This window comes from Halorubrum sp. LN27, assembly GCF_016635065.1.
Classification (GTDB): domain Archaea; phylum Halobacteriota; class Halobacteria; order Halobacteriales; family Haloferacaceae; genus Halorubrum; species Halorubrum salipaludis.
This window is the reverse complement of sequence record NZ_JAEPET010000001.1, coordinates 2970805-2997472: the sequence shown is the minus strand read 5'-3', so window position 1 is coordinate 2997472 and position 26668 is coordinate 2970805. Positions and strand designations below refer to the sequence as shown.

Genomic DNA, 26668 nt, shown 5'->3' with positions numbered 1-26668 from the left:
CGCCGCGCCCTCGTCGATCCGACGGGGGCCGCGTGTGGATCCCCCGCGGCACCGAACCGATCGGCGACGGACCGGGCTAGTCGATCCGCGTTCCGGCGTCCTCGCCGCGCAGGAACGGCTCCAGTCCCGCGGCGCCGAACACGTGCGCCGGCGCGTCGAGCGCCAGCAGCTCGCGGACCTTCGCGGCCATCCCGCCCGACACGTCGGTCGCGTCGCTGGCGCCGAGCAGGTCCGCGACCGCGCCGAACTCGTCGATCGCGGGGATCACCTCGCCGTCGCCGTCGAGGACGCCCGGCACCGTCGAGCAGACGCCGACCCGGCGCGCGCCGAGCCCGGTCGCGAGCTCGACGACCAGCTCGTCGCCGGAGACGACGGTGACGCCGGCGCCCGCGGTCGCGACGCCGTCGCCGTGGAGCACGGGGACGAACCCCTCCCCGAGCAGCGTCGCCGTCGAGGAGAGCGGCAGGTCGAGGTCGCCGTCCGGCCCCGCGGGCCGCGCCGAAAGCGAGAGGGGGTGTACCGGGATCGCGGGCACGCCGCGGTCGCGGAGCCGGTCGAGGACGGCCCGGTTCAGCTCCGTCATCGCGCCGTGGATGTCCATCACCGCGTCCGCCTCGCTCGTCCCCGCGGTCGTCGAGACGCCGTGCTTGCTGGCGTGGTGATGGCCGAAGCTCCCCCCGCCGTGGACGACGACCAGTCGCTCGACCGCGCCGGCGGCGAGTGCGCTCGCAACCGCGTCGCAGGCCGCGTCGAGGGCCGCGCCGTCGAGCGTCTCCGGCCGGTCCTTCTCCGTGATCAGGCTCCCGCCGAGCTTGAGGACGACGGGGGGCGTCGCGGCGTCCGGTTCGGGGGCGTCCGGGGCGTCCTCGGGGGCGGCGCCGTCGTCCGTCACGGCTCCACCACCCGGACGCCCTCGGTCGCCAGCTCGGCGCGGAACGCCTCCTCGCAGCCCTGCGTGAACGAGAGCGCGGTCTCCGTCGCGTCGCTCGCGTCGAGCGCGACGATGCAGCCGCCGCCGCCGGCGCCCGTGAGCTTCGCGCCGTGAGCGCCGGCGTCGCGGGCGGCCCACACCATCGCGTCGAGCGAGCGCGCGGAGACGCCGAGCGCGGCGAGCAGGCCGTGGTTGAAGTCCATCAGCTCGCCCAGTTCCGCGAGCAGCTCCGGCGACGGCTCCGCGCCGGCCGCGGCGTCGCCCGCCGGGACGGCGTCTTCGAGCAGCGCCTCGCCGGTGCGGACCAGGTCGCCGATCGACTCGACGGTGTCGGCGGCGAACTCGTACTCCTCGCGCAGCTCGCCGACCCCGGCGACCAGCTCGCCGGTGTCGCCGGCGCCGCCGTCGAAGCCGACGACGAACGGGAGGTTCGGGGCCTCGATCCGCTCGCAGTCGTCGCCCTCGACGCGGACCGCGCCCCCCATCGTCGAGCAGAACGTGTCGGCGCGGGAGGCCTGTCCGTCCTGCACCTCGTACTCCGCGCGGTACGCGCGGTCGGCCAGCTCGCGGCGGTCGAGCGGCTCGCCGAGCGCGCGGGTCGCGGCGTCGATCCCCGCGACCACCACGGCGGCCGACGAGCCGAGCCCGGCGCCGAGCGGGATGTCGCTCTCGACGGTGATGTCGAAGCCGGCGTCGGGGGCGTCGGCCGCGTCCCGCGCCTGCTCGACCGCGGCGTCGACGTAGCCCATCGCGGCCTCGACCAGCGGCGTCGGCACGTCCACGTCGGGCCGGTCGCCGGTCCCGCCGGTGTACTCCACCGTGAACCCGTCGAGCGAGAGGTCCTCGGCCTCGACGCGGACGTGGTCGTCCGACCGGGGCTCGGCGGTCACCGTGGCGCGTCGCTCGATGGCCGCCGGCACGGCGGGCTCGCCGTAGACGACGGCGTGTTCGCCGAAGAGGTACACCTTCCCCGGCGCTTCACAGACGGTCATACGAACTCCCTCTCCCCGCGTGCTTACAGGCGTTGCGCTTGGTCCGCGAGCGACATCCTCCGCGGTCCCTCACCTTTTCGTCCGTCGCTCCCGTCGCGTGTGTCATGCAGATCCTCTCGAACCTGCTCGCGGAGTCGCTTCGGGGGTTCCTCGACGGGGTCGTCGCCGCGATCCCCCGCGTGCTCTCCGGGCTGGTCTTCCTCGCGCTGGCGTACGCGCTGGTCCGCGTCGTCCTCGGGATCGTCCGCCGGTCGGTCCGCCGGATCTACCCGGCCGAGCGCGAGCTCGTCGGGAATCTCGTGGTTACCGTCGTGGCGGTCTTCCTCTGGTTCGGCGTCGCGCTCACCCTGCTCAAGATCCTCGGCATGGGTGACGTCGCCGCGAGTCTCGGCACCGCGGTCGGCTTCATCGCGCTGGGCGTCTCGTACGCGCTCTCCGAGATGATCGAGGACACGGTGGCCGGCGTCTACCTCCTCCGCGATCCCGACTTCAACCCGGGCTACCGCGTCGAGGCGAAGGGCGTAACCGGAACGGTCGCCGCCATCGAACTCCGGAAGACCCGGATCGACACGGACGACGGCGACCGCGTCGTCCTCGCGAACCGGGAGATCGAAGGGAAGTGGACCTACGAGGGGTCGGGCGAGGCGGCGTCCGACTGACCATCGGCACGTACCGGTCTGTCAGTCCCCTCTCACCGAACCTTTATCCGATGAGACGGAGAGCGAACGGACATGTCGGGACAGACGACAGTTGACGGCGGGGAAACAGTATCGGGGGACACGACGCTCGCGGCGTTGGCGCACGCGTCGGCGCTCGTCGCCTCGTTCCTCGGGCCGATCCTCTTTTTGATCCTCGCGGACGACGACGACGAGCTCGTCAAACAGAACGCGAAGAACGCGATCAACTTCCAGATCGTCGTGTTCGTCGCGCTCATGATCGCCGGCGTGCTGTCGTTCGTGTTTATCGGTCTGCTGCTGCTTCCGCTCATCGGGCTGATCGACGTCATCCTCGTTCTGATGGCAACGGTGAAGGCCAACGACGGACAGGTGTACTCGTATCTGTACACGCCGGACATCATCTGATCGGACGACGACGCCGGCAGACTGTCAGCTGACGCCATTCTCGCAAGCCTCCCCGCGAAGCGCGCCGTCGCCACTGACGAGCGCGTTCGGAACAGCTCGGCGACCGTTCGATCGCAGAAAAGTCGAACTCGACGTCGAAGGTCGACTTACAGCTCGTCCTCGAAGTCGTCGAGGGCGAACACGGTGTCGGCGCCGCGGCGGTCGAGCGTCTCGTTGGCGAGGAGCCAGTAGACGACCGACAGCGCGCGTCGACCCTTGTTGTTCGTCGGGATGACCAGGTCGACGTTCGACAGCTGGTTGTTGGAGTCGCACATCGCGATGACCGGGATGCCGACGGTGATGGCCTCCTTGACGGCCTGCGCGTCGCCGATCGGGTCGGTCACCACGACGACGTCCGGCTCGATGTAGCCGGCGTAGTCGGGGTTCGTCAGCGTGCCGGGGATGAAGCGTCCCGTGCGGGCGCGGGCGCCGATGGCGTCCGCGAACTTCTCGGCCGGGAACCGGCCGTACTGCCGCGAGGACGTGACGAGGATCTGCTCGGGGTCGTAGTTCGCGAGGAAGTCCGCGGCGGTGCGGATCCGCTGGTCCGTCGTGCTCACGTCGAGCACGTACAGCCCGTCGTCGCGGACGCGGTGGATGAACCGCTCCATGTCCTTCGTCTTCTGCTGGGTCCCGATGTGGACACCGGCGGAGAGGTAGTCCTCGACGGGGATCAGCAGGTCGACATCGTCGTCGGGCATGACGTCGTCGTCGAACGGGGAGGCGTCCTCCTCGTCGTCGGCGTCGCCCTCGGCGTCTCCGGTCTCGGCGTCGGCGGCTGCTTCGGGTTCGGCGTCGGCGGACGCCCCCTCGGCAGCCGCGTCGGCGGTCGGTTCCTCGGTCGTGTCGGCCTCCTCCTCGACCGCCGCGTCGACCGCCTCGGTCTCCGCGTCGTCGTCGAGTTCGACCGCGTCGTTGTCTTCGCTCATGCGTGGTGTCGGCCCGTCATACCGCGTCGTCCGCGATGCGGACCAGTTCGTTCAGCTTGGCGGTTCGCTCGCCGCCGACCGTGCCGGTCTTGATGAAGCCGGCGTCGGTCGCCACGGCGAGGTGTGCGATGGTGGTGTCCTCGGTCTCGCCCGAACGGTGGGAGATGACCGTCTCGTACCCGTTCCGCGAGGCGAGTTCGACCGCGTCGAACGCGTCCGACAGCGTCCCGATCTGGTTCGGCTTGATCAGGATGCTGTTGGCCGCGCCCGTGTCGATCCCCTCGCGGAGCCGCTCGACGTTGGTGACGAACAGGTCGTCGCCGCAGATCAGCGTCCGGTCGCCGACCCGGTCGGTCAGCTCCGCGAACGCCTCGTAGTCGTTCTCGTCGAGCGGGTCCTCGACGTACGCGAGGTCGTACTCGTCGACGAGGGAGGCGACGTAGTCGATCTGCTCGCCGGTCGATTTGGTCTCGTCGCCGTAGACGTACGCGCCCTCGTCGTCGTCGTACAGCTCGGCGGCCGCCATGTCGAGGCCGAAGCGGATCTCGAAGCCCACTTCCTCCTCGACGCGGTCGACCGCCTCGTCGACGACGTCGAACGCGTCCGCGTCCGAGATCGGGGGCGCCCACGCGCCCTCGTCGCCCTTCGCCGCGGGCACGCCGCGCTCGTCGAGCACGTCCGCGACCGCCGCGTGGACCGCGGCGTTCGCGAAGACGGCCTCCGAGACGCTCGGCGCGCCCACGGGGGCCGCGAGGAACTCTTGGATGTGGGTCGCCTCCTTGGCGTGCTCCCCGCCGCCGACGACGTTGCCGAGCGGAATCGGGAAGTTCTCGCCGCGGAACGCGCCGCCGAGGTGCTGGTACAGCGGCGCACCGAGCACGTCGGAGGCGGCCTTCGCGGCCGCCATCGAGATCGCGACCGCGCTGTTGGCGCCGATCGCCGAGAAGTCGTCCGTCCCGTCGGCGGCGCGTAAGGCGTTGTCGACCGCGCGCTGGTCGCCTGCGTAGACGCCTTCGAGGCGGGGGACCGCGTGTTCGCGGGCCGCCGCGATGGACTCGTTGGCCGGGAGCTCAATCGCCTCGTACTCGCCGGTCGACGCCCCGCTGGGCGCCGCCCCGCGGCCGAAGCCGCCGGACTCGGTGAGCACGTCGGCCTCGACCGTCGGGTTCCCGCGCGAGTCGAGCACGCGACGCAGCGAAACGCCGGTGATTCGAGTCATCAGTTGGACTCCCTCCGGACCGTGAACGGGAGCGCGCCCGCGTCGTACTCCTCCGCGGCGACGAGGATCGGCTCCGTCTGGTCCGTCTCGATCAGCACGGGTGCCCCGTAGGACACCTGCAGCGCTCGCGCGCCGAGGATTCGTGCCTTCTCGTATCGATTGTATCGCTGTTCTGACATGGTTTACTGGTACGGCGAGACGACGTCGACGAGGTCGCGGTGGCTGACCAGCATGCGGCGGCAACAGTGCCGGTCGACGCCGAGCTCGTCGAGGACCTCGCCGGGGTCCTCGTCGCCCTCGCGGGCGCGCTCCTTGAACTCCTCCCAGTGTTCACCCACGACGTTGCCGCACGTGAAACACCGGACGGGGATCATCATGACTGGATCACCTCAGCGGTAGGACTTCTGGTAGCGGGCACGCGCGCCGGGTCCGCCCCACTTCTTGGGTTCGGACTGGCGGACGTCGTTGACCAGCAGCGTGCGGTCGAAGTTCATGTACGCGTCGCGCAGCTCGGCGTCGCCGAGGTGCTGGACGAGACCGCGCGCGATGGCGGTCCGCGTCGCGTCGGCCTGGCCGCTGAAGCCGCCGCCCTCGACGTTGACCTCGATGTCCACGTCGGCGCGGAGCTCCTCGCCCGCGATGCGGAACGGCTCCAGCATCTTGAGCCGCGCCTGCTCCGGTTCGACCAGCTCGACTGGCTGGGAGTTGATGCGAACGCGGCCCTCGCCGTCGCGCACGGTGGCGCGGGCGACGGCCGTCTTCTTCTTGCCTGAGGTGTTAGTTACCATGTGACGTTGGCTCCCAGAGACTCGGAGATGTCCCCGAGCGTCGTGAATTTGATGTTCGAGAGGCGGTCGAGCGAGGTGCCGTCGAGGACGACGCTCTCGACGTCCTCGTCGCGCTCGTAGGGGTTCCCGACGTACACGCGCACGTTCGAGAACGCCTCGCGACCGTCCTCCGTCTTGTACGGCAGCATGCCGCGGATGGCGCGCTTGAAGATCCGGTCGGGGCGCTTGGGGTAGTACGGCCCGCTGTCGGAGCCGAGCTCCGCGCGGGTGTGGTACGTCTCCATCGTCGCGTCCTCGTTACCGGTGATGACCGCGCGCTCGGCGTTGACGACGGCGACCGTCTCCCCGTCGAGGACGCGCTGGGCGACCTTCGACGAGACGCGACCGAGGATGCAGTCGCGGGCGTCGACGACGACATCCGCGTCGATCTTCGCGAGACTCATCGGATCACCCGGACGTTGCTCCCTTCAGGATTCTGTTCGATGAACTGTTCGAGCGACACCGCTTCGCCGGCCTGGTCGATCTTCGTGCGGGCGGTGCCCGAGAAGTCGACGGCGGCGACGGTGACGTTCTTTTCGAGCACACCGCTGCCCAGCACCTTGCCGGGGACGACGACCGTCTCGTCTTCCTGCGCGTATCGTTCGATACGGCCCAGGTTGACCTCAGCGTGCGTGCGCCGTGGCTTCTCCAGTCGGTCGGCGACGTCCTGCCACACGTTGGCACCGGAGTCGCGCGAGACCGACTTCAGATCGGCGATGAGGTTCTGTAGTTTCGGATTCGTCTTGCTACTCATAGCTGTCCCTCCTGAACTGGAGAGTTAGTGAAAACGGAGTGCAGGGAGCAGGATTTGAACCTGCGGACCTCTACAGGACAGCGCCCTGAACGCTGCGCCGTTGGCCTGACTTGGCTATCCCTGCGTGCACTCCTGCGTAATCCGGCTCCCTTCAAACCACTTTCGGTCCCGGCGTCGGGACGGCCCGAGTCGAACTCGGGCGCAGACCGCTCCGACGCGGCGTCGGAACGGGTCGCGGCGCCGCGGCTGCGTGCAGGGGCGAGCGCCGAGCGTGCGGTCTGAAGGTCCGTCATTACGTTAGACTGCGACTTTCGTCTGTAGTTCGTCCGCGCGCTCCTCGATGGAGTCGATCGCGCGGAGCAGCAGTTCCTCGACGTCGAACGAGCCGTCCGTCTCGATGTGGAACACGAACGCGCCGGGGACGTCCTCGACGCTGACTTCCTTCCCGGGGAACCGCTCCGAGAGGTCGTTGTCGAACTCGTCGGTGAGCTCGATATCCCCGTCGGGCGTCTCGATGACGCCGCGGAGGATGTTCGGCTCGTCGTCGTCGAACTCGCCGAGGTCGCCCTCGACGGAGACGCGCTGAAGGTGGCGGTAGCCGACGGAGACGCCGCCCTGATGTTTGGCGTGCTCCTTGCCGGTGTCGAGCACCGCGTCGGCCTCGAACTCCAGCCGCTGTCCCTCCTTCAGCTCGATGATCGGGACGTTGTCGTCCGCGACCTCGACGAGCGGGTCAGCGCTCTCGATGTCGCCAGAGTACGCCGTCGCCGGGCCTTCGACGTCGAGCGCGAGGGTGACCTCGTCGCCGATTTCGAAGTCGTCGAGCGGCGTCGTCAGGGGCACGAGCCCCAGCCGAAGCCCGATCATCTCGTCGAACATGACGGAGGAGTTCTCGACGAACCGAACGGTGTCGATCGAGAACGTCGGGACGTCGGCGATCATCGCCCGGCGGATGCCGTTGGCGAACGCCGGCGTGAGCCCGCGGATCAGTACCCGCGCGCTGCGTTCGTCCCGTTCGACGTACTGGACGTCGAAGTCGTCTTCCGTCATGTCAGACTCGCTTGTTCTTAGGCGCCTTCGTCCCGTCGTGCGGGATGGGCGTGACGTCCTCGATCCGGCCAATCTCGACGCCCGCACGCGAGAGCGCGCGAATCGTCGCCTGCGCACCGGGACCGGTGGACTTGTTGAGGTTGCCGCCGGGGCCGCGCACGCGAACGTGCACGCCCTCCAGGCCGGCGTCCTTGACGCGCTCGGCGACGACCTCCGCCATCTGCATGGCGGCGTACGGCGACGCCTCGTCGCGGTTCTGCTTCACCACGGTGCCGCCGGACGACTTGGCGATCGTCTCGGCGCCCGTCTCGTCGGTGACCGTGATGAGCGTGTTGTTGAACGACGCGTACACGTGGGCGATGCCCCACTTTCCTCCGTCTTCGGATTCACTCATGATTGCTCACTCCTGTGACTCCGCGCGCTCGGGGTGGAGATCGTCCGCGAGCGGGCTGTTCTCGTCGAAGGCGATGGCGCCCTCGTCGTCCACGTCGACCTTCACCGAGGGGCGCGTGACGCGTGCGCCGTTGACGGTGATGTGGCCGTGAACGATGAACTGGCGGGCCTGCTGGGTGGAGGACGCGAACCCCTGCCGGTAGGCGACCGTCTGGAGACGGCGCTCGAGCAGGTCGGTCACGTCCAGCGAGAGGACCGCGGAGATGTCGTCGTTGTCGCCGAGGATGCCGATCCGGCGGAGCCGTGCGACGAACTCCGAGCCGGCCTCCTGGGCGGCGTCGGCGTCGCCCTGGGCCTCGCCGAGCAGCCGACGCGCCTCGCGTCGCATGCTGCGCAGCTCGGACTGGGCGCGCCAGAACTCCTCTTTGTTCTTGAGACCGTACCGCGAGAGGAGGTCGGACTCCTCGGCGATGCGCTCGCCCTGGTACGGGTGGTTCGGCGTCTCGTAGCCTTTGGTGTTCTTGCCGGTGCTCATTCTTCGTCACCCGCTTCGTCTTCCGCCATCTCCTCGCGGATCTCCTCGACGTTGACCCCGATGGTCCCCTCCGAGCGACCCGTGGACTTCGTGCGCTGGCCGCGTACCTTCTGGCCGCGCTTGTGGCGAACGCCCTTGTACGATTCGATGATCTTCATCCGGTTGATGTCGTGGCGACGCTTCTCGCTGACGTCGGTGCCGACGAGGTGCGTCGTCTCTCCGGAGTAGAAGTCGTTCTGTCTGTTCGTCATCCACGACGGGACGTGGTCTTCGAGGTTCTCGGCGATGTCGACCACCGCGTCGAGGTCATCCTCGTCGAGGAGCCCGAACGTGGCGTTTCGGTCCACGTCGGCCTTCTCGGCGACCAGCCGCGCCGTGCGCGTGCCGATGCCGTCGAGTTCGGACAGGCTTCGCTCGACCGTCTTCGTCCCGTCGAGGTCAGCGCCCCCGATCCGGACGAAGTACTGGAGGTCTTCCTCCTCCTCCGGCGAGTCGTCCTGTGATTCTTCCGTGCTCATGTGTTGGTTGTGGTGAGCCCTACCGGCGCGAATCCGGCGGTGCTCGGTCCGTTCGAGCGTTGCGGCGGGGATTCGAACCCCGGAGGCAGTGACGCCACAGAGTTAGCAACCCTGCGCCTTGGGCCAGGCTTGGCTACCGCAACCCGCGTTGTATCATCGCCCTCGTGGACTCGGGACCCGGTGCCCCTGCAGTTCGTGCATCCGTATGGTCCCCCTTTCAGTACTTAAACATCACGAAAGGCTCGGGGCGGATGCGCCCGGCTCACACGGGTGAGGACAGTTAACGTGGCTGATGACGTGTGAGGACAGTTAACGTAGCGGATGCGCCACCGCCTGAATCGGACCGGAGAGATACGCACCGAGTGTGAGTTCCGTTCGCGAGTTCCGTTTGGCGTACTGTTTAGTGGGTGCCGCGGCTGGATCACCCCATGAAGGCCGTCCAGTTCGACTCCCACGGCGACCGCGACGTGATCGAATACGGCGAGTTCCCGGACCCCGAGCCGGACCGCGGCGAGGTCCTCGTCGACGTCAAGGCGGGCGCGCTGAACCACCTCGACATCTGGACGCGACGCGGGATGCCCGGCATCGACCTGGAGATGCCGCACATCCCCGGCAGCGACGCGGCCGGCGTCGTCGAGGCCGTCGGCGAGGGCGTGACGCGCTTCGAGCCCGGCGATCGCGTCGCCGTGAGCGCCGGCGTCTCCTGCGGCGAGTGCGAGTTCTGCCGCCACGGCGAGGAGTCGCTGTGTCCCTCCTTCCACATCATCGGCGAGCACGTCCGCGGCGTCCACGCCGAGCGCGCGGCCGTGCCCGCCGAGAACCTCGTGCCGGTCCCATCGGGCGTCGACTGGGAGGTCGCGGGCTCCGCCTCGCTCGTCTTCCAGACCGCGTGGCGGATGCTCCAGACCCGCGCCGATATCGAGGCCGGCGAGAAGGTGCTCGTCCTGGGCGCCTCCGGCGGCGTCGGCCACGCCGCGGTGCAGATCGCGGACCACGCCGGCTGCGAGGTGTTCGCGACCGCCTCCACCGAGGAGAAGCTCTCGCACGCCGAGGAGTGCGGCGCCGACCACGTCATCGACTACGAGGCGAACGACTTCGCCGAGGAGATCGCCGAACTGACCGACCGCCGCGGCGTCGACGTCGTCGTCGACCACATCGGCGAGGCGACGTACCCGAACTCGCTGAAGTCGATGGCGAAGGGCGGTCGGCTCGTCACCTGCGGCGCGACCACCGGCCCGAACCCCGACGCCGGACTCAACCGGATCTTCTGGAACCAGCTGTCCGTGATCGGCTCGACGATGGCGACCCCCGGCGAGGTCGACGACGTGCTGGAGCTCGTCTGGGACGGCACGTTCGAGCCGCGCGTCCGCGAGACGCTCCCGATGAGCGAGGCCGCGCGCGCCCACGAGATGATCGAGAACCGTGAGGGCTTTGGCAAAGTGGTCGTTAGACCGGACAGTGAGCTCTGAATCCGACGGCGACGCCGGCGAGAGCACGGACGGCGGCTACGTCCACGTGCCGGGCGAGGTCGGCGACGACGGGGGCACCCCGGGCAGAGACGACACCGGGGACTCCGAGCCCGAGGCCGACGGCTTCGGCCGGAAGGGGTGGGCGCTGACGGCGGTGCTTTTCACCTGCATCCTCGTCATCCCCGGGATCATCTACGTGTACCCGTACGCCGCGGGGGCGCTCGGCTTCTCGTTTTTCGCGACGTACCTCGCCCTGCCGCTCGTCCCGGCGGTCCTGCTCGGGCTGGTCGCCGTCTGGTCGATGACCGCGGCGACGCGGGACCAGTAGACGGGCGCCGGTCGACGGCGCCGCGGTGGCGCCGCTCTCCCGCCCCCGCGCGCCGAACGACAACCGTTTTGAACGACACCCGCGCAGTAGCGATATGTTGATCACCGTCTCCGGCCCGCCGGGAAGCGGGAAGAGCACGAACGCAGCGGCCCTCGCCGATCGACTCGACCTCGATCACGTCTCCGGCGGGGACATCTTCCGCGAGATGGCGGCCGAACGCGACATGACGCCCGTCGAGTTCAACGAGTTCGCGGAGGAGGACCCCCAGATCGACCGGGACCTGGACCGCCGGCTCCACGAGATCGCCGCGACCCGCGACGACCTCGTGCTGGAGTCGCGGCTCGCCGGCTGGCTCTCCGCGGACCACGCCGACTTCCGGTTCTGGTTCGACGCCCCCGTCTCGACCCGCGCCGAGCGCATCGCCGAGCGCGAGGCGAAGCCGGTCGACCGCGCGAAGGCCGAGACGGAGCGCCGCGAGGCCTCCGAGCGGAAGCGGTACCGCGAGTACTACGACGTCGACATCGACGACCTGTCGATCTACGACGCCGCGTACAACACCGCTCGGTGGGGGCCGGAGCCGTTCATCGACGTCCTCGTCGCGACCATCGACGCGTACGACCCCGAGACAGACGAGGGGAAGGCGCCGATCGAGGGCGTGAGCTACGACTTCTGACCGCCGAACACCCGTTACACTCTCTACACCCCCGCATGACTCGACACGCAGACGACACCGATTCCGACGACGACTCCGAATCCGATCGCGGCGAGGATCCCCTCCGAGCCCCGCCCGACCAGCGGTCGGTCCCGGAGCTGCTCCGGTTCGGCGTCGTCAACGTCGACAAGCCCGCCGGCCCCTCCTCCCACCAGCTCTCCGCGTGGGTGCGCGACGCGATCAACGAGACGCTGGCGGCGCTGGACCCGGACGGTCCCCGGATCGACGGGGTCGCACACGCCGGGACGCTCGACCCCAAGGTCACGGGCTGTCTCCCGACGCTGACCGGCGACGCGACCCGCGCCGCGCAGGTGTTTCTGGAGGGCAGCAAGGAGTACGTCTCGGTGCTGGAGCTCCACGGGTCGCCCCCCGCGGACTTCCGCGACGTGGTCGCCGAGTTCGAGGCGGAGATCTACCAGAAGCCGCCGCGCAAGAGCGCGGTGACCCGCCGGCTCCGCACCCGCACGATCCACGACCTCGACGTGCTGGCGGTCGACGACCGACAGGCCCTCCTCCGGATCCGGTGCGAGTCCGGGACGTATATCCGGAAGCTGTGTCACGACATCGGCCTCGCGACCGGCGTCGGCGCGCACATGGGCCACCTCCGACGCACCGCCACCGACCCCTTCGACGACGGCGACTTACACCCCTTACAGGACCTCGTCGACGGGCTGGCGTGGGCCGAGGCGGGCGACGAGGAGCTCCTCCGCGAGGTCGTCCGCCCCGCCGAGGACGCGCTGGTCCACCTTCCGAGCGTGACGATCGCACCCTCCGCCGCGCGCAACGTCGCCACCGGCGCGCCCGTCTACGCCCCCGGCGTGATCGAGGCGGACGGCGTCGACGCCGACGAGGGCCCGGACGAGAACGGCGACGGAAGCGACGACGCCCCGCTCGTCGCCTGCCACACTCCAGACGGTTCCGCGGTGTGTCTCGGCCGGCTGGTCGGCGATCCCGACGCCGAGTCGGGCCTCGTCGTCTCGCTGGAGCGCGTGCTCGTCTGAGGGCGTCGGAGTCGGCGGAGACGAGTGAAACGAAGTCCTTAATTACCGGACTCTCATTTTTCCGGGTACAGACAGGGACCGTGGGGTAGTGGTATCCTATGCGGATGGGGTCCGTATGACCTGAGTTCGACTCTCAGCGGTCCCATCAGAAATTTTACTGGTTGCTGTAAACAGCAGCCTTAGCCACCTCTACACTCCAAAAACCGGATTCGGGGGTGCGCTATGAACCGCCAAACCGGCGGTTCCGAAGATCTCGGACACTGTCGTCACTGCGACCGTCACGTTACTGATACGTTCCGCCGAGTCCACGGCGACAACAACGACATCGCCCACCGCTGTCTCGGATGCGACTGCTTCCGTCGCATCTCCCGCGGGAGCGCCGCCGGCGTCGACGTAGATCTCCCCGACCCGGTGAACCAACCGAACCGGAACCGTGGCCGGCGCGTCGACGCTGCCGTCCGCGCCGACGGAGGTGAGCTCGATGGCGACTGACGAGCGCACCTCCTGGGAGCGTCAGACCCGTTCGGAACTCGAACCAGACGTCGGCGCCGTCGACACCGACGACGCCTGCGAGCAGTCCGACCACTGCGACCGCGAACAGCAGTACCGCGTCCCGTGGCCCAACTTCGGCAGCGACGTGGCGCTCTGCGACTACCACCTCGCTCGGTACCGAGATCTCAACCCGGAGATCTGGGGACGTGTCCGCGGTCTCGACGGTGTCGAGGACCCCGATAAGTACGCCGTGATCGGCAGCCGGTTCCTCACGCTCGACGAGGTCCCCGAGGAGATCAGCGTCGACGGCGAGAAGATGCGGCGCGTCGCGCTCGGCGTCGACGGCCTCGCGCTGTTCGACAGCGCCGAGCCGGACGACGACGGGACCGTCCGGTTCAGGACGATCGGCCGCGATCTGGAACCCCGAGAGACGGTCGAGGTTCCGAAGGAGCACGCCGGCGGTTGCCTCGACTGGTACCGAACCGAGGAGGGCGTCCACGAACTCGACCCAGATGCTCGTGACGCGCTGTTTGGAGGTGGTCCAGATGCCTGAGCGCAGTCCGGAAGACGAGCGGGAAGACGATGGCGAGGTCCTGCTCCAGTACCGCGACGCAGTCTCCAACGACGAGATGCGCGTCGTCGCAACGCCGTACGAGGGCGACTGGCAGGAGGTCGACGACGAGTGGGAAGTCCGGTACGAGAAGCGAACTGACGGTACCGAGGAGTGGGGAACGTACGCGACCGACTTCGCACACGAGAAGCCGGAGGTCACCGATGTCTGAGCGCGCTGCGGAAGACGCCGATGGAGTTGAACGGAGGTGCCGCTGATGCCGCTCTCCGCGTTTCCCTACATCGGCGGGAAGACGAATATCGCGAACTGGGTGATCGACCACCTTCCCGACCACCGCGTCTACGTCGAGCCGTTTGGCGGCTCCGCAGCGGTCCTGCTGAACAAGCCGAGGAGCAACATCGAGGTCTACAACGACAAGGACCGGGACATCGTCCAGTTCTTCGAGGTCGCTCGGAACCGGACAGACGAGCTCATCGAGTGGTGCCGCCGAACGCCGTTCTCGGAGGAGCTTCACAACGAGTGGGGGCGCGCGTTCTACCGCGGCGAGCGGCCGGACGACCCGGTTGAGCGCGCTGGCCGTTTCCTGTTCCTTCGGTACTCGCAGTTCGCCGGGAAGTACCACAACCACAGCGGTTTCAAGCGCGACACGCTCCGGGCTCGAACCGGAGAATCGCGCAGTTGGGCGAACGCTCCCGAGAAGATCCGCGAGACGGTCGACCGGCTTCAGGGCGTCTCGATACAGCGGGACGACTTCCGTGAGGTGGCTGACCGCTACGACGATCCGGAGACCCTTTTCTACTTCGACCCGCCGTATGTCGAGAAGGAAGGTCTCTACCCGGCAGCCGAGGGGTTCGACCACGCCGACCTCGCCGACGCCGTCGATCAGCTCGAGGGAGACGTGCTGATCTCCTACACCGACCTCCCGCCGGACCTCTACGACGGCTGGAACGTCATCGAACGGACGGCGCAACACAACGCCGGATCGCGGGAGGAAGGATACCCGAACGAGGTGAGCGAGCGCCTCGTGATGAACTTCGACCCCGCTGATCGGGGAGAGTTCGTCGAGGCCGGGCAAACACGGCTCGTCACTGACGGCGGCCGTGTTCAAGATGGAGACGGTGCTGATCGCCTCACCGCAGTCGACCTGTTCTGCGGCGGTGGCGGCTTCTCGACAGGCCTCGCGCTGGCCTGCGAGGAGCTCCAGCGGGACGCCCGTCTCATCGCCGTGAACCACTGGACGAAGGCGATCGAGACGCACAAGCGGAACCACCCGTGGGCGGAGCACCACAACGCGAAGGTCGAGGAGCTCCACCCGCCGGCGATCGTCGGAGAGGACGACGTCGATCTCCTAGTCGCCGGCCCGGAGTGCACGCACTTCAGCAGTGCTCGCGGCGGGAAGCCGGTCAACGAGCAGAAGCGGGCGTCTCCGTGGCACGTCGTCGACTGGATCCAGAAGACCCAGCCGAACGCGGTGCTCGTCGAGAACGTCCCCGAGCTGCAGTCGTGGGGGCCGATCGACGACGACGGCCAGCCGACGCGGAACGGCGACACGTTCGAGGCGTGGGTGAACGCCATCCACAGCCTCGGCTACGCGGTCGAGTGGGAGACGCTCAACGCGGCCGACTACGGCGACGCGACGACGCGACGGCGACTGTTTGTCGTTGCCCGCCGCGGGAAGCGCGCGAGCCACCCCGACCCGACACACTCCGACGCCGACGACGATCTCGACGACTGGCGGCCGGCGGCGGACATCATCGACTGGAGCGATGTGGGGGGATCGGTGTGGTCCCGCTCGCGGCCGCTCTCGAACAACACGATGCAGCGGATCGCGAAGGGGATCCGCGACCACTGCGCCGACGAACTCGCCCCCTACGCGGATGTCATCGCCGGGATCGAGCCCGCCGACGTGGAGGCGATGCAGGAGGACGTGGTCGGGCTCGACGAGCTCGAGGACGCGGCGGCCGAGCGAGAGGAGCCGTTCCTCGTTGAGGGCCCGGCGCACGTCGAAGCCGACGGCGGGACGCCGATGGTGATGGGCCAGCACTCCGGCGCGAGAGCGCTCGACGCAGAGAACGAGCCCGTTCCGACGATCGCGACGCGGGGTGCGATCCACTACATCAAGGCGCAGCCGTTCGTGAAGCCGCGGAACGGCCCGGCCCGCGGACTCCACAGCAACGCCACGTACGAGGCGGAGGACCGACCGCTCCACACGGTCACGGCGAGCAACCACGACGGCCATCTCGTCTCGCCGTTCCTCGTCGAATACTACGGGAACAGCGACACGGCCGACGTCGACGAGCCGCTGCCGACGGTGACGACGAAAGACCGGCACGCGCTGTGCGTTCCGGACCTCTACCCGTGGGGACTCGACCTCCGATACCGGATGCTCCAACCCCGGGAACTCGCCGCGGCGCAGGGATTCCCGCCGGACTACGAGTTCGTCGGCAACAAGGGCGAGACAACCGAGCAGATCGGGAACGCGGTTCCGGTGAACCTCGCGAGCGCGCTCGTGAAGGAGGCGCTGACGGGCGAGGAGCCCAGTCTCCAGACGTACACGCCGGATGAGGGGGTGAGTCCGGCCGATGACTAACCGTGCTCAAGAGACCGACGAAGACGATCGTCTCCACGGGTCGTGGAACGACACCGGGACTCGCCGCTGGTGCATCGACTGCGGTGTCTGGGTCCGCCTGGAAGACTGGCAGCTCCACAAGCGCGACGTGGCGAGAGCGCTCACTGACGGTGGTCGCGATCAGTCCACTGACGACACTGATCGCGGGTCGACGCCGATAGCTCGCGAGCATCTCCTCGGCGCGACCGTCTGGGCCTACGGCGGCGGTGGGGTCGACATCAAACCGTGGACGACCTCCCGCAGGGCGAAGATGCCCGCGAGGCTGGACCGATGAGCAGCGAAACCCTTGCTGCCGCGAAGCGCGCCGGTCACAACGCCGAGCACCATGTCCTCGACCGCGTCGACGCGCTCAAACCCACCTCTGGCGAAGAGCACTGGGACGCAGTCGCCGACACCGCCATCTGGCCCTCGGAAGATCTCCCCTTCCACGGCCTCTGTGTTGTCGAGGCCGGTCTCCCTGTCGAGATCAAGAGCACGATGGTCGTCCAGACCAGCGTGCAGCGTCGCGGTCGGTTCAAGCTCCGGGCACAGCAGCACTCGGCGCTCGTCGAGCGCAGCGGCGTCTACCTCTTCGTCGTCTGCGAACCGCGTCCTCAGCGAGAGCCTCTCGCGATGAAGATCGTCCCCGCCCGCAGCGCCGGCGGCCTCGTCGACGCAAACGCGAGCTGGCGTGACGAGCTCGACGGGCGCGGTCGGAAGGCTCAGCTCACCTGGACGAACGTCTTCGACCCCGCGGAGGTCGAGTGATGCGGCTCGATCAGACCGTCCTGCGGCGCCCGATCGCGCGCTGGGTTGACGACCAGAAGGTGCCGGCCAACCCCGTCACGAAGGACATCATCGACGGCTCCCTCGGTACGCCGCTGATCCCGCGGCGCCGTATCGCCGGCAAGCACGTCAACCTCGTGCGCTCGGACGCCGTCCCCGTTCGTGGGTTCCGTGACGGCCGCTACGTCCTCGCGATCGCTCCGGAACACGCCTCTGTCGATGTGTTCGATCCGGGTGAGCGCGACGCCGGCGACCCACTGCTCGAGGTCACCGAGTCGTGGGTCCCGCTCGTTGCCGTCTTCACCGCCGGCGAGAAGCATCCGGTCGTCGTCCCCCGGAAGGAGGTCGACCTGTGAGCGACGACTACCTCGAACCCGGCCCGCAGGGCGACCTCGACGAGCTGCTCGGTGATGCCGAGCCTGTTACGGCCGCCGATGAGGACACGATCGAGGCTGAGGTTGACTCCGACGAGGCGCGCGAACTCCGCGACGCCGCCGGTGACGCCTCGCGACAGGTCCATCCCAGCAGTCCGGAGGCGACTGAGTACCAGACCTTCGATTCTGACGGTCCGATCCCCTGCGTCGAACCGCGCGTCCACGCGTTCGGCGCTCACCTGCTGTTCTCTCAGCCCGACGTGGACGAGAACGGTCATCCGGGTTCGTTGGCGCCGTACGACGCCATCGTCTCGCAGTACGAGCCCAGCATCGCCGACGATGTCGGCTCGTTCGTCTTCGACGGTGAGCTCTGGGAGATCAACCCGGAGAAGACGAAGTACTGGTCCGGCGGGATCGCGGCGCCGGGGCGTCCGTACGAGACCTTCAACGAGTACCAGATCGCCGTCCGCGCGCAGGACGGTCTCGGTGAGCGGAAGGCCACGCTCCAGTTCCGCCCCTCGATCCCTGACGCGCGGACAGCCAACGGCGACCGCATCGACTCGATGCCTGAGGGCCTCCCGTACGGACTGCGCGTCCAAGCCAACTCCAGCAACCTCGAGCCCGACGAGGTGATCCCCTTGATCCGCTGTCTCGGTGAGGAGATGGACATCAACGCCCACTACTTCGCTGACGAGTGCGTCCACGAGCACTCGAACGCCTACCAGATGGAGATGTACCTCCGGATGGACCGCGGCGCCGGCGAGCAGCACGTCGCCGGCCAGGGCGCCGTCCTCGATCAGATCGCGCTCTTCGGCTCGAACAGCCGCGGACGGGGAGAGTACAAGTGGGACAACGAGAAGGTCATCGGCCACCGCAACGCGGTTGCGCTCGATAAGGGTACCTGGAAGAAGCTCACGGAGAAGCCGAACGGCGTCGGGAAGCTGGTGAAGTACTACCATCCGGAGTTCGCGCGCTCGGAGGAGACGTCGGCTGAGGATGACCCGCTCTCCGATCCGAAGTTGGAGCTCCAGTGGTCGAAGGAGTACTCGAAGCGCTCGTCGGTGCCGTGGGAGGCCGAGGACGAGTTCGACGTCGAGTCGCTGCGGCACGAGCTCGACGAGTCGCTCGTGAACGTTCTCTTGTGGGCTGGCCTGCCGACGCGGGCCGACCCGCGCGTCTACACCGCCGATCACTACTTCGACGCCACGGAGAGCGAGCGAGATCTCGACCTCGTCGGGAACCGGATGCCGAACGTCCAGGAGGGAGAGGAGGAGCAGGCTGTCGCGCACTTCGCCCGTGGTGACGCCTCCGAGGGCGAGCGCTCAGTCCTCGCGGCGCTGACTGACGGCGGAGACGGCGCCGACGTCGAGCGTCTCGCAGAGATGTCCGATACCTCTCGGTCGACGGTCTACCGCGCGGCGGACAAGTTCGACGACCTCGTCGAGATCGCGAACGCGAAGATGTCGTTCGAGGACGGCGTGATCCGCGAGAAGTTCCAGGACCTGCTGAACACGTTCGAGGACGTGACCGAGTGGGTCGTCGGCGGTGTTCGGCAGCTGGCGTCTGAAGAGGCCTCGATGATCGACCAGGACTCCGCGCTCGCTCGGTGGGCGCGTCGTCACGGCGTCTCGATCACTGAGTCCGCGGACGGGATGGTCGTCGATCTCGGTGGTCAGCCGCTGACGCGCCTCGAGCTCGTGAAGCTCATCCGTGCCGGCGTCGACGCTGCGGAGAACAGCGGCATGATGGCGTACCGGAAGTTCATCAGCGGCGAGTTCTCCTGGACGGAGCGAGGCGGCGGCCGTCGAACGAACCAGCGGCCGATCAACCGGAACGGCGACGTGCTGTTCTCCTCGAAGCCGCCCCGCTAGAGCCCGACGGCTGAGTGGCAACACTACTCTGGACCCTGTTTCTTGTCGTCACCTTGAGGTTTTGAGTGGCATCTGGGCCGGTCTCGACCCTGATCGAGGTCGCGATCGTCGTCGACGCCGCCACCAGCGCCGCGGGAGATCGGGGGTGCGATCCCACCGGGTGACACGGACCCCTTAGGGAGTGTGCCTAAGGGCACCCCCTTCGGGGGAAAATACTCAGCAACCGCTCTCAGAAGTTCCACCTGAAGCACTCGAAACAGGGGTTCGCCGCGCGCGAAAATTGGCAGTGAGGCGCGTCAGATGAAGTGGCGACTCGTCGAGACCCAGACCACACCCATTCCGATCACAAACACGAATAGCGGCGCGACCCCGATCGCGTAGTACGGCTCGAAGAGCACTGAGGGGATCGCGTTGACGGGGATCCCAGCGGACGTGAGCGTCGGGCCGAACAGTTCGAGAAGACTAGCGAAGATGAGGTAAAATCCGAACAGTTGGATGACGGTCGATACGAGGTTCCTCACACGGAGCGCCCACGCTTCGAGCGTGTACCGGAACTCCGTCCACCATGATCGCGTCTGCTCATCTTCGAACTCCTGCTCTTGCGTATCCTCCTTCAGTTTTACCTCCGGGCTCTTGTGCTTCTTCTCGACCTCCTTCGCGCTCCTCGCTCTCCGTCCCTCGTTGAGGTCCATCGGCTCGGGGGGCGACTGGTCCTCATCTCGCCACCAGTACTCCTCGCGCTCATCAGACATGGTTTCGCTGTCGCGTCCATATGGAAAAAGTCTATCCCCCGTTCCATCAGAGGGCGCCGACGGCGACGTGCGCGGTTTCTACTCAGAGGTGGGCAGATACACCCCGAGGTACTCGACACCACGTAAGTCGGCGAGTGACGCCCACGTGTACGCCGCGTAGTTGAACCCGACGTAGACGAACAACAACGCTGGTCCGTCGATGACAACACCGAGCCCAACTGCAACGAAGGCAGTGAGCGCGATTGCAGTGCCGACCAAGAGCGGAGCGAGGTGGACGAGAGCCCGTCGCCACGGTGGCGTCGACGGGTCCCACGGGTTGACCTCGAACCCGATCTGGTCGAGATCGAGACGGCGACGCCCGCACCCGCGAGCCGCGACGTAGTGCGTAAGCTCGTGGAAGAGGACGCCTGGGAGCAGACAGAGCAGCATCACCACTTGGACACGGAGCGATAGTGCCCGCCACCAGCGCGGCGTTCGAGGCGGGCGCTCAGGCATCGCCCTCCTCCATCGTCGTTTGCGACCGCCACGCATCGATCTCTTCCAGATGCTCCTCCCACTCGTCGAGGTTCACGTCGTTCACGTCTGCCTCCCACGCTTCCAGACTGTCGTACTGGAGCGCAGTGACCGCCGGTTCGACGAACGCGCCGGCGACGAGGGCGGTCACGAGTATCTGACCCTGGTAAACGAGCTCCGGTTCGACCGGGAACCATCCGCGAGGGATCAGCCACACCGCCCCGAGAAGCGTGAGGGACCAGACGACGATGAACAGCGCCTGCTTGAACGGGCGCAGTTCGATCCAGTCCTGCCGGAGGCGAGAACAGAGCCCGGTCATCGTTCCTCCGCGATGTTCCGCAGCCCCATCACGAGCGCTGCGACGACGAGCATGTAGCCGATGATGGATACCTGTGGTGGGACGCCAGCGATCAACGTGCCGACGAACAGCGCGAGGATAACACCAGGAACAGCGATCTCCTGTGTTTGCCACCAGAGCGCGATCGTCAGCGGCACGCCGAGCAGCATGACAACGACTGGCTCTCCAAGGAGATCGAGGAACGGTTGGAGCGAGCAGTTGAGCCAGCTCTCGTTGTTGAAGCAGATGCTGTCGATCTGGCTCATAACGACGCCAACCCCCTGAGGATAGCAAGGATTGAAAGTCCGAACGCTAGGACTGCCATGACGTGAGCCGATGTCGCGATGACGCCCGGGATTCCCCATGAGGACAGGATCGGTCCCGTCTTCGTGACGAACAGCCACAACGCCGTGACCGCTCCCGTCGCACCAGTCGTGATCCCGAAGTTAGACGCGTCCTCGCCACCGAAGTCCTCTACCTCTGACTGAGAGACCTCGTCGCTGACGCTCTCGGCATCACTGACGTCGAGGCCACTAGTACCAAGGTCGACCCCGGCGATTTGCGAGAAGCCGAGTCCACTTAGGATACCGATAGCGAGGACGAGCGCCATCATCGTCTTCGCAACTTTGAGACCCTGCATCAGCGATCACCTCGAAGGTGCGCGCCGACCGCGATCGTGGCTGCGACCCACCACGCGATGCCGGAGACACCCAGCCATCCGATGAGGATGAACATACCTGCCATACCCACCGCTGCCATCGCAACGGTCGAACCGTACCGCGGGGACCCGAGGCTCGCGACGAAGACGACGGCGACGAACGCGAAGCCGTTGAGCCACTCGCTTCCGATCGGTACCGGGATGATGCTGCTCCCGCCGGCGGGGACACGCTGCCCGATCTCGTTTCCGTTTCGTGTTGCTGACCACTCTATCATGTATGCCTCCGACTCGTTCAGCGACGAGCTGAACGAGTAGTTGCCTCGCGGGCCGACCCACGAGTCCTCGTACGTCGCGTTCTCCGGATCCGACCGCGGGAAAACGCGCACCTCGAAGTCCGTCGTCTTTTCCGCCGGGTCGGTGTATCGAAAGTCGAGCCGGTCGCCGACCTGATCGTCGTCGACGACATCCCGCTGAACCGAGTACGAATCCGTGTCGGGGGGCTCGAACTCGATGCTCCCGATGTTGATCGTCTCGATGTCTGCGATACTCGCAGTGTACGATCCCGGATCGTACACCTGCCCCTCGCGGTTCTCGACGCGTAGATCATAGCGCGAATCCTGCTCGAGAACCACCGGAAAGCGTCCGAGACCGAAGTAATCGCCCGCGATGATCCGCGTCTCCGCGGTTCCGTTCTCCGTCGGGACGGCCTTCTCCAGATAGAGCTTCGTGTCCTCGGAGTCGAAGTCTCCACTCCTGTCCTCGATCGTGAAGATGACCTCAACCGACTCAACGGTCTCGTTGAGCAAGTACACGTTCTGCTGCTCTGTCAGAGAGTCGAGGATGATCCGTCGGTTGTAGTAACCGTCTGCCTCTGCGACAACGACCAGCTCCTCGTTTACCGGAAGGCCGGCGAGGGGGGCGACTCCATCCTGTGTGGTTCGCCGTTCCGTCGTCGTCTCCCCGTAGAACGTCAGCGTGAGGTTCGAGTCGGTGTCGGTGAGAAGGTCACCGGAGAGCTCATCCCGGATGTACAGCTCATCGGGTGCCAGGAAGGTGTACGTCTCACTCTGAACGGTGTTTCCGTACGCGTCAGTCACCTGAACGCGCCAGTCGTTCTCGCCACCGACGACATCACCGTCCCAGTTCGCCGTGGCCGTCCCGTTGCTCGTGAGCGTGTCTTCCCCGATGGTAGAGCCGTCGCTGTCGTCGTAGAACGTGACCGTGAGTTCGTCACCCTGCGAGGTGTCGAAGTCGGCGTCACTGATGTTGATGCTCAATTGGACAGGCGACTCTTGCACGGTATCGCCGTTTGCTGGGGATGGGTTTTCGACAGACGGAGGCTGATCGTTTATAATAAATGTCTCAGTTCTATCCACCTCTGTGTTGTCTTCATATGCAACTGCGTACCAACTTGCGACACGCGCGTCATCAAAAGACCAGTCAGCAGTAGCGGTGCCGACGCCAGTGACATTTTGAGTGTCGATTACAGAGTCATCAGCCGCATCTCGAAACTCAATTCGCAGTTCGCTGTCTGTATTTACATCAACGGACAACTCGACGGGGCTACTAGCATCTCCAGATGTAGGTGACGGATTAGCTAGATTCTCAAACGCGTAGGAGACATTATGAATATAAATATCATTTGCACCACCCCAATTGTTGGTTAAATTGAGATTCATAACTTCTTCGTGAGATATACTATCAATATCAAAGGTGATCTCTTGTTTTTGTACACCTTCATCTAACCTCTCTTCTCCAATTTTCGTCCCATTCAAACGGACAGCTAATTGCCCCGGGCCACCGTAACCGTTCTCACCGGTTTCAGTAACGACAAAACTGACAGAGGTGATGTTGCTTGACGTTCCGAGGTCGTGATTATATTCGACAAACTCACCATCTTGAATGGTGGTGTTGAGTTCGACGCTCGTCGTGTAAACAGCTCCTGCAGGTGTCGAAAATACCAGAAGTGCAAGAACGACCACGATGATTTGCCTGCGGTCTATTGATCGCACTATTCCCCGACCTCCATTCGCGCAGCTGCAAGCGGCTTCTCAGCATCTCGGGATTCGTCAGCCGCTTCATCGCGTAGCTGGCGTAGGTCGTCCTCGGTCATACTCTACCTCGAAACACGTCTCTCCGGATGGGACTCACGAGATACCACGTTAGGGCGATCGCCCCGAAGAGTCCCGGTCCGTACGAGTACGCTAGGTCGGCCATCAGCTGCACGCCGCGGTCGAAGCCGGCCTCCGCGACGCGAGTCGAGTCGAGAGCCATCGAGACGATCGGATCGAGCATCTGCGGGAGCGCATATGCCCAGATGACGAGCCCCAGCAGGATGATCAGCATCACCAGAGTCTCTGGCAGGAGTGCCCCGGACGATCTCGACAGTCGGGCCGCGATCAGGACCTCGAAGCCCATCCGAAGCAGTACGATCAGGAGCGACCACTCCCAGACTTTCAGGATCTGATCTCTCAAGAACGCAGCGTAGACGCTGCCGTTTCCCCAGCCGTCCTGGGCGACGAGAAGGGAGACGAGGAACTCGTCGAAGACGTACCAGAACCCTCCAGCGGTCACGAGTGTGACTGCACCTGTGACGACGACGAACGCCGTCGAGCCTTGGGCAGCGCTCATCAGAAACCACCGAAGGGGTCTTCCTGTCCGCTTTGGTCATCCCAGTTGTCGGGGTCCCACATGCCGCCGCCGTCGTCGAAGCTCGCGCCGTCGAATCCAGCTCCGTCGAATCCGTCGAACTCGCCACCACCTCCGCCCCATCCGACGAAGCTGCCGAACCCGGTGTCAGACTGCCACTCGTCTTCGAAGTCATCCTCCGCTGGCATCGCGTTCGATGAGCTGTCGGCCATCTCCATGCCGGAGTCGACGCCCAACACGTCGGTCGCGGTCGCGACGGGATTCGTGATCTGGATGTTGATGGGCGACGATCCGGATGGTTCCGGTTGCACCGAATCCGTCTGGAAGCCGGGGAAAGGCGGGCGGGGTGACCCACGACCCTGCCGCATTCGCGACGGCTGAGATGTGGTGTTCGGGTACGCGTTACTGACCCACTGGTTGTTCCCGAAGCCCTGTGAGTACGGTGTCGCAAAGGCCTGCGCCGGTGACGCCGAGTACACTTGAGACATGGGCGCCGTCGCAGGACCGTTCCTGACTGAGGTGTCGACTACAACATCCGTCGCCTCGGTTGGACCAGACCTCTCCGTAGGACCAGACCACGCACCCGGCCCGACTCCCGCCCCATCATCTCCTAGCCCACCAGAATTGATTGAGACCTCAGTCTCCGTAGTCGGTTGGCTGAGCTCGAAGCCCGGCTCGACCTCAGGAGTGCCGACATCCTCACCGATGCCCGATCCCACCGAGTTGTCAACGACAGCGTCTCCCCCAGTCGGGAAATCGCGCTCGACATCGGTGATAGTATCATCTGATGAGTCCTCTTCGAGCGGATCAGGCACGCTCGGAGAGTCAACCGGATTGCCGATGCCACCCGGAGTGTCCTCGTCGGTGATCTGTCCCGGCTCCGTACTGTCGACCGTTGTCGACATCGTGACTGACGGAACATCCACCTCGCCATCAATTCTGGTTGGGTCGCCAACCTGCATCTCGGAGGTGCCTGGTGCGAACTCGCCGATGGAGAGCTCGGCGACATCAGGGTCGCTTACCTCCATCTCGTTTACCGTCTGCTCGCCAGCCTCTACTTCCGAGACCTCCTGGTTCGGCTGGCCGACATCGAGCTCCGATCCCGCACTCGCGACGGCCGCTCCAGCCGCACCCACCAGTATCGCGGCGCCGGCCGTCGTCGTTGAGGGCTCCGGCGCGAGCACACCAAGACCGGCTACAACGAGAGCACCGTCCTCGCGATCGACGCTTGTGGCCTGGTCGACAGCACTGTCCGCAGCGTCGCCAGGATCGATCGGGTCGATGTCGATCCCGAGACGCTCTCGTCGGGCAGAGATGATCGCTTCCGATACGTCCCGTTGGTTCGTCGGTACGTCGGTCTTGATGAGTTCGGCCCCATCTCCAGTGAGCAGATCGGCCCCGACGCTGACTGCTTCACCTCGATTGGTTGGCCAGTCGCCTCCGGCTTCGACGATGGTGAAGTCGCCACCCTGCTTTGCAGTGTCCGGGGGTGACGCGCTAACCGCATCCTGTGTCTGTGCGTACGACGCGAACGACACGTCGACTAGCTCTCCATCCTCGAAATCGAACGCCAGATCGCTCTCGTCAAAGCGGCTGTCCGGACCAACCTGATCGGACTCTTCGACGATGCGCTGCGTCGCGATCTCGCGTTGCGTGCTCTCATCGAGGCGGATACCGTCCGACGTCGTCTCCACGTTCATCGTCGAGATGTCGACACCGGGATGCTCCTCGTCAAGGCTGTCGGCTGCCTGCTCCTCCGCAAGTTCGTTTCGGAGCCCTTCTCGCAGCACCCACTCTCCATTCTCGTTTTGCCGAACGTCACCGCTCCCGACACCACCGTCTACACGGTCGTTGAATTCTACTGCTGCATTTCGCCTACCGATACGTTGTTGGGTTTCATCAGTTAGCCTATATCCATCATCACCTTCCGTCACCATATCACCGGTAATGTCGATGTTCCGGTACCGCGCGTCAAACACGGATACGACATCTTCACGCGTATTTACCGTACCTGCGGCGGGGACTGCACGAGTGTACTCAACAGGTTCTGGTGGGTCGGGTTCGCGAGAGCCTGGGCGACCGGTTGATGACGAGAAATCAGCAGGTGCGTCACCAGCATCAGGCTGGGTTAGCGTAGTATCAGGGTCCGGTTCATTATCCAGATCGCCATCACTCGGGGTTGAGCGTGTATCTCGTGGGCGAGTGTCGCCTGCATCCGGACGCGCACCGCCAGACGGACCGCTCGATGGCGATCCGCCGCCGTCGTAGTTATCCGCGG

The 26668-nt window shown here is 66.2% G+C and carries 33 protein-coding genes and 3 tRNA genes; 13 read left to right on the top strand and 23 right to left on the bottom strand.

Annotated elements, in window-relative coordinates; genetic code table 11:
* Positions 1-76: 76 nt before the first annotated feature.
* Both JIN95_RS14820 and mvk read right to left on the bottom strand, forming a co-directional pair.
* Entirely contained in the window at positions 77-892 is an 816-nt protein-coding gene (locus JIN95_RS14820) for an isopentenyl phosphate kinase (RefSeq protein WP_200531970.1), read from the bottom strand.
* Entirely contained in the window at positions 889-1923 is a 1035-nt protein-coding gene (mvk, locus tag JIN95_RS14815) for a mevalonate kinase (protein WP_095637218.1), read from the bottom strand. Before mvk ends, JIN95_RS14820 begins: the two co-directional genes overlap by 4 nt.
* A 104-nt stretch (positions 1924-2027) precedes the next feature.
* Here mvk and JIN95_RS14810 point away from each other — a divergent pair, with 104 nt between their 5' ends.
* Both JIN95_RS14810 and JIN95_RS14805 read left to right on the top strand, forming a co-directional pair.
* Positions 2028-2582 carry a mechanosensitive ion channel domain-containing protein gene (locus tag JIN95_RS14810; RefSeq protein ID WP_095637219.1) on the top strand — a complete coding sequence of 185 codons (555 nt, stop codon included), beginning with the start codon at positions 2028-2030 and terminating at the stop codon, positions 2580-2582.
* Between the two features lie 72 nt (positions 2583-2654).
* Positions 2655-3005: a DUF4870 domain-containing protein gene (locus tag JIN95_RS14805; protein ID WP_200531969.1), complete on the top strand. Its 351-nt coding sequence runs from the start codon at positions 2655-2657 to the stop codon at positions 3003-3005.
* 146 nt (positions 3006-3151) lie between these two features.
* Here the strand turns inward: JIN95_RS14805 and rpsB are convergent, their stop codons facing one another.
* The 13 genes from rpsB to JIN95_RS14740 form a co-directional block, all read right to left on the bottom strand.
* A complete protein-coding gene (gene rpsB / locus JIN95_RS14800) occupies positions 3152-3973 on the bottom strand; it encodes a 30S ribosomal protein S2 (protein WP_095637221.1) in 822 nt (273 codons plus the stop codon).
* Between the two features lie 16 nt (positions 3974-3989).
* Positions 3990-5192, bottom strand: coding sequence for a phosphopyruvate hydratase (gene eno, locus JIN95_RS14795; protein WP_200531968.1), 1203 nt, complete (start codon positions 5190-5192; stop codon positions 3990-3992).
* Entirely contained in the window at positions 5192-5371 is a 180-nt protein-coding gene (locus JIN95_RS14790) for a DNA-directed RNA polymerase subunit K (protein ID WP_050024947.1), read from the bottom strand. Before JIN95_RS14790 ends, eno begins: the two co-directional genes overlap by 1 nt.
* A gap of 3 nt (positions 5372-5374) precedes the next feature.
* Positions 5375-5569: a DNA-directed RNA polymerase subunit N gene (locus JIN95_RS14785; protein WP_004046453.1), complete on the bottom strand. Its 195-nt coding sequence runs from the start codon at positions 5567-5569 to the stop codon at positions 5375-5377.
* Positions 5570-5581: 12 nt separating this feature from the next.
* A complete protein-coding gene (locus JIN95_RS14780) occupies positions 5582-5980 on the bottom strand; it encodes a 30S ribosomal protein S9 (RefSeq protein ID WP_004046452.1) in 399 nt (132 codons plus the stop codon).
* The gene (locus JIN95_RS14775) at positions 5974-6423 is read right to left on the bottom strand and encodes a 50S ribosomal protein L13 (RefSeq protein ID WP_095637223.1); all 450 of its coding nucleotides are present in this window, start codon (positions 6421-6423) and stop codon (positions 5974-5976) included. Before JIN95_RS14775 ends, JIN95_RS14780 begins: the two co-directional genes overlap by 7 nt.
* A complete protein-coding gene (locus JIN95_RS14770) occupies positions 6420-6773 on the bottom strand; it encodes a 50S ribosomal protein L18e (RefSeq protein ID WP_008848306.1) in 354 nt (117 codons plus the stop codon). The genes JIN95_RS14775 and JIN95_RS14770 overlap by 4 nt, the downstream gene beginning before the upstream one ends.
* 39 nt (positions 6774-6812) lie before the next feature.
* Positions 6813-6897 (bottom strand) — tRNA-Leu (locus JIN95_RS14765).
* A gap of 173 nt (positions 6898-7070) precedes the next feature.
* Complete coding sequence (locus JIN95_RS14760; protein WP_095637224.1) at positions 7071-7823, bottom strand: DNA-directed RNA polymerase subunit D; 753 nt, start codon at positions 7821-7823, stop codon at positions 7071-7073.
* Position 7824: 1 nt separating this feature from the next.
* On the bottom strand, positions 7825-8217 hold the full coding sequence (locus JIN95_RS14755; protein WP_004595254.1) for a 30S ribosomal protein S11: 393 nt from the start codon (positions 8215-8217) through the stop codon (positions 7825-7827).
* 6 nt (positions 8218-8223) lie between these two features.
* Entirely contained in the window at positions 8224-8751 is a 528-nt protein-coding gene (locus JIN95_RS14750) for a 30S ribosomal protein S4 (RefSeq protein WP_095637225.1), read from the bottom strand.
* Complete coding sequence (locus tag JIN95_RS14745) at positions 8748-9269, bottom strand: 30S ribosomal protein S13 (protein WP_095637226.1); 522 nt, start codon at positions 9267-9269, stop codon at positions 8748-8750. Before JIN95_RS14745 ends, JIN95_RS14750 begins: the two co-directional genes overlap by 4 nt.
* Before the next feature lie 57 nt (positions 9270-9326).
* Positions 9327-9412: transfer RNA gene (locus JIN95_RS14740), tRNA-Ser, on the bottom strand.
* Between the two features lie 285 nt (positions 9413-9697).
* Here JIN95_RS14740 and JIN95_RS14735 point away from each other — a divergent pair.
* The 11 genes from JIN95_RS14735 (at position 9698) to JIN95_RS14685 (ending at position 19481) form a co-directional block, all read left to right on the top strand.
* Complete coding sequence (locus JIN95_RS14735; RefSeq protein ID WP_095637227.1) at positions 9698-10738, top strand: zinc-binding dehydrogenase; 1041 nt, start codon at positions 9698-9700, stop codon at positions 10736-10738.
* Positions 10728-11066, top strand: coding sequence for a hypothetical protein (locus tag JIN95_RS14730; protein WP_200531967.1), 339 nt, complete (start codon positions 10728-10730; stop codon positions 11064-11066). The genes JIN95_RS14735 and JIN95_RS14730 overlap by 11 nt, the downstream gene beginning before the upstream one ends.
* Positions 11067-11160: 94 nt before the next feature.
* Positions 11161-11739 carry a (d)CMP kinase gene (gene cmk, locus JIN95_RS14725; protein ID WP_095637229.1) on the top strand — a complete coding sequence of 193 codons (579 nt, stop codon included), beginning with the start codon at positions 11161-11163 and terminating at the stop codon, positions 11737-11739.
* A 35-nt stretch (positions 11740-11774) separates the two neighbouring features.
* Complete coding sequence (locus JIN95_RS14720) at positions 11775-12779, top strand: RNA-guided pseudouridylation complex pseudouridine synthase subunit Cbf5 (protein ID WP_200531966.1); 1005 nt, start codon at positions 11775-11777, stop codon at positions 12777-12779.
* 74 nt (positions 12780-12853) lie between these two features.
* Positions 12854-12924 (top strand) — tRNA-Pro (locus JIN95_RS14715).
* Positions 12925-13260: 336 nt separating this feature from the next.
* Positions 13261-13824: a hypothetical protein gene (locus tag JIN95_RS14710; protein ID WP_200531965.1), complete on the top strand. Its 564-nt coding sequence runs from the start codon at positions 13261-13263 to the stop codon at positions 13822-13824.
* A complete protein-coding gene (locus JIN95_RS14705; protein WP_200531964.1) occupies positions 13817-14053 on the top strand; it encodes a hypothetical protein in 237 nt (78 codons plus the stop codon). The genes JIN95_RS14710 and JIN95_RS14705 overlap by 8 nt, the downstream gene beginning before the upstream one ends.
* 45 nt (positions 14054-14098) lie before the next feature.
* The gene (locus JIN95_RS14700) at positions 14099-16432 is read left to right on the top strand and encodes a DNA cytosine methyltransferase (protein ID WP_200531963.1); all 2334 of its coding nucleotides are present in this window, start codon (positions 14099-14101) and stop codon (positions 16430-16432) included.
* A gap of 309 nt (positions 16433-16741) precedes the next feature.
* Positions 16742-17218 carry a hypothetical protein gene (locus JIN95_RS14695; RefSeq protein ID WP_200532165.1) on the top strand — a complete coding sequence of 159 codons (477 nt, stop codon included), beginning with the start codon at positions 16742-16744 and terminating at the stop codon, positions 17216-17218.
* A complete protein-coding gene (locus tag JIN95_RS14690) occupies positions 17218-17592 on the top strand; it encodes a hypothetical protein (protein WP_200531962.1) in 375 nt (124 codons plus the stop codon). The genes JIN95_RS14695 and JIN95_RS14690 overlap by 1 nt, the downstream gene beginning before the upstream one ends.
* Positions 17589-19481, top strand: coding sequence for a hypothetical protein (locus tag JIN95_RS14685; RefSeq protein WP_200531961.1), 1893 nt, complete (start codon positions 17589-17591; stop codon positions 19479-19481). Before JIN95_RS14690 ends, JIN95_RS14685 begins: the two co-directional genes overlap by 4 nt.
* Before the next feature lie 296 nt (positions 19482-19777).
* On the opposite strand, the gene JIN95_RS14680 is transcribed toward JIN95_RS14685, so the two are convergent.
* The 8 genes from JIN95_RS14680 to JIN95_RS14645 form a co-directional block, all read right to left on the bottom strand.
* Complete coding sequence (locus tag JIN95_RS14680; protein ID WP_200531960.1) at positions 19778-20233, bottom strand: hypothetical protein; 456 nt, start codon at positions 20231-20233, stop codon at positions 19778-19780.
* A gap of 78 nt (positions 20234-20311) precedes the next feature.
* Complete coding sequence (locus tag JIN95_RS14675; protein ID WP_200531959.1) at positions 20312-20728, bottom strand: site-2 protease family protein; 417 nt, start codon at positions 20726-20728, stop codon at positions 20312-20314.
* A complete protein-coding gene (locus JIN95_RS14670; RefSeq protein ID WP_200531958.1) occupies positions 20721-21065 on the bottom strand; it encodes a hypothetical protein in 345 nt (114 codons plus the stop codon). The genes JIN95_RS14675 and JIN95_RS14670 overlap by 8 nt, the downstream gene beginning before the upstream one ends.
* Positions 21062-21349 (bottom strand): hypothetical protein, encoded by a 288-nt coding sequence (locus JIN95_RS14665; protein WP_200531957.1) that lies wholly within the window; start codon positions 21347-21349, stop codon positions 21062-21064. Before JIN95_RS14665 ends, JIN95_RS14670 begins: the two co-directional genes overlap by 4 nt.
* A complete protein-coding gene (locus tag JIN95_RS14660; RefSeq protein ID WP_200531956.1) occupies positions 21346-21723 on the bottom strand; it encodes a hypothetical protein in 378 nt (125 codons plus the stop codon). Before JIN95_RS14660 ends, JIN95_RS14665 begins: the two co-directional genes overlap by 4 nt.
* Positions 21723-23018 carry a hypothetical protein gene (locus JIN95_RS14655; protein WP_200531955.1) on the bottom strand — a complete coding sequence of 432 codons (1296 nt, stop codon included), beginning with the start codon at positions 23016-23018 and terminating at the stop codon, positions 21723-21725. The genes JIN95_RS14660 and JIN95_RS14655 overlap by 1 nt, the downstream gene beginning before the upstream one ends.
* Before the next feature lie 832 nt (positions 23019-23850).
* Entirely contained in the window at positions 23851-24372 is a 522-nt protein-coding gene (locus tag JIN95_RS14650) for a hypothetical protein (RefSeq protein ID WP_200531954.1), read from the bottom strand.
* Positions 24372-26369, bottom strand: coding sequence for a hypothetical protein (locus tag JIN95_RS14645; protein ID WP_200531953.1), 1998 nt, complete (start codon positions 26367-26369; stop codon positions 24372-24374). Before JIN95_RS14645 ends, JIN95_RS14650 begins: the two co-directional genes overlap by 1 nt.
* Positions 26370-26668 lie beyond the last annotated feature (299 nt).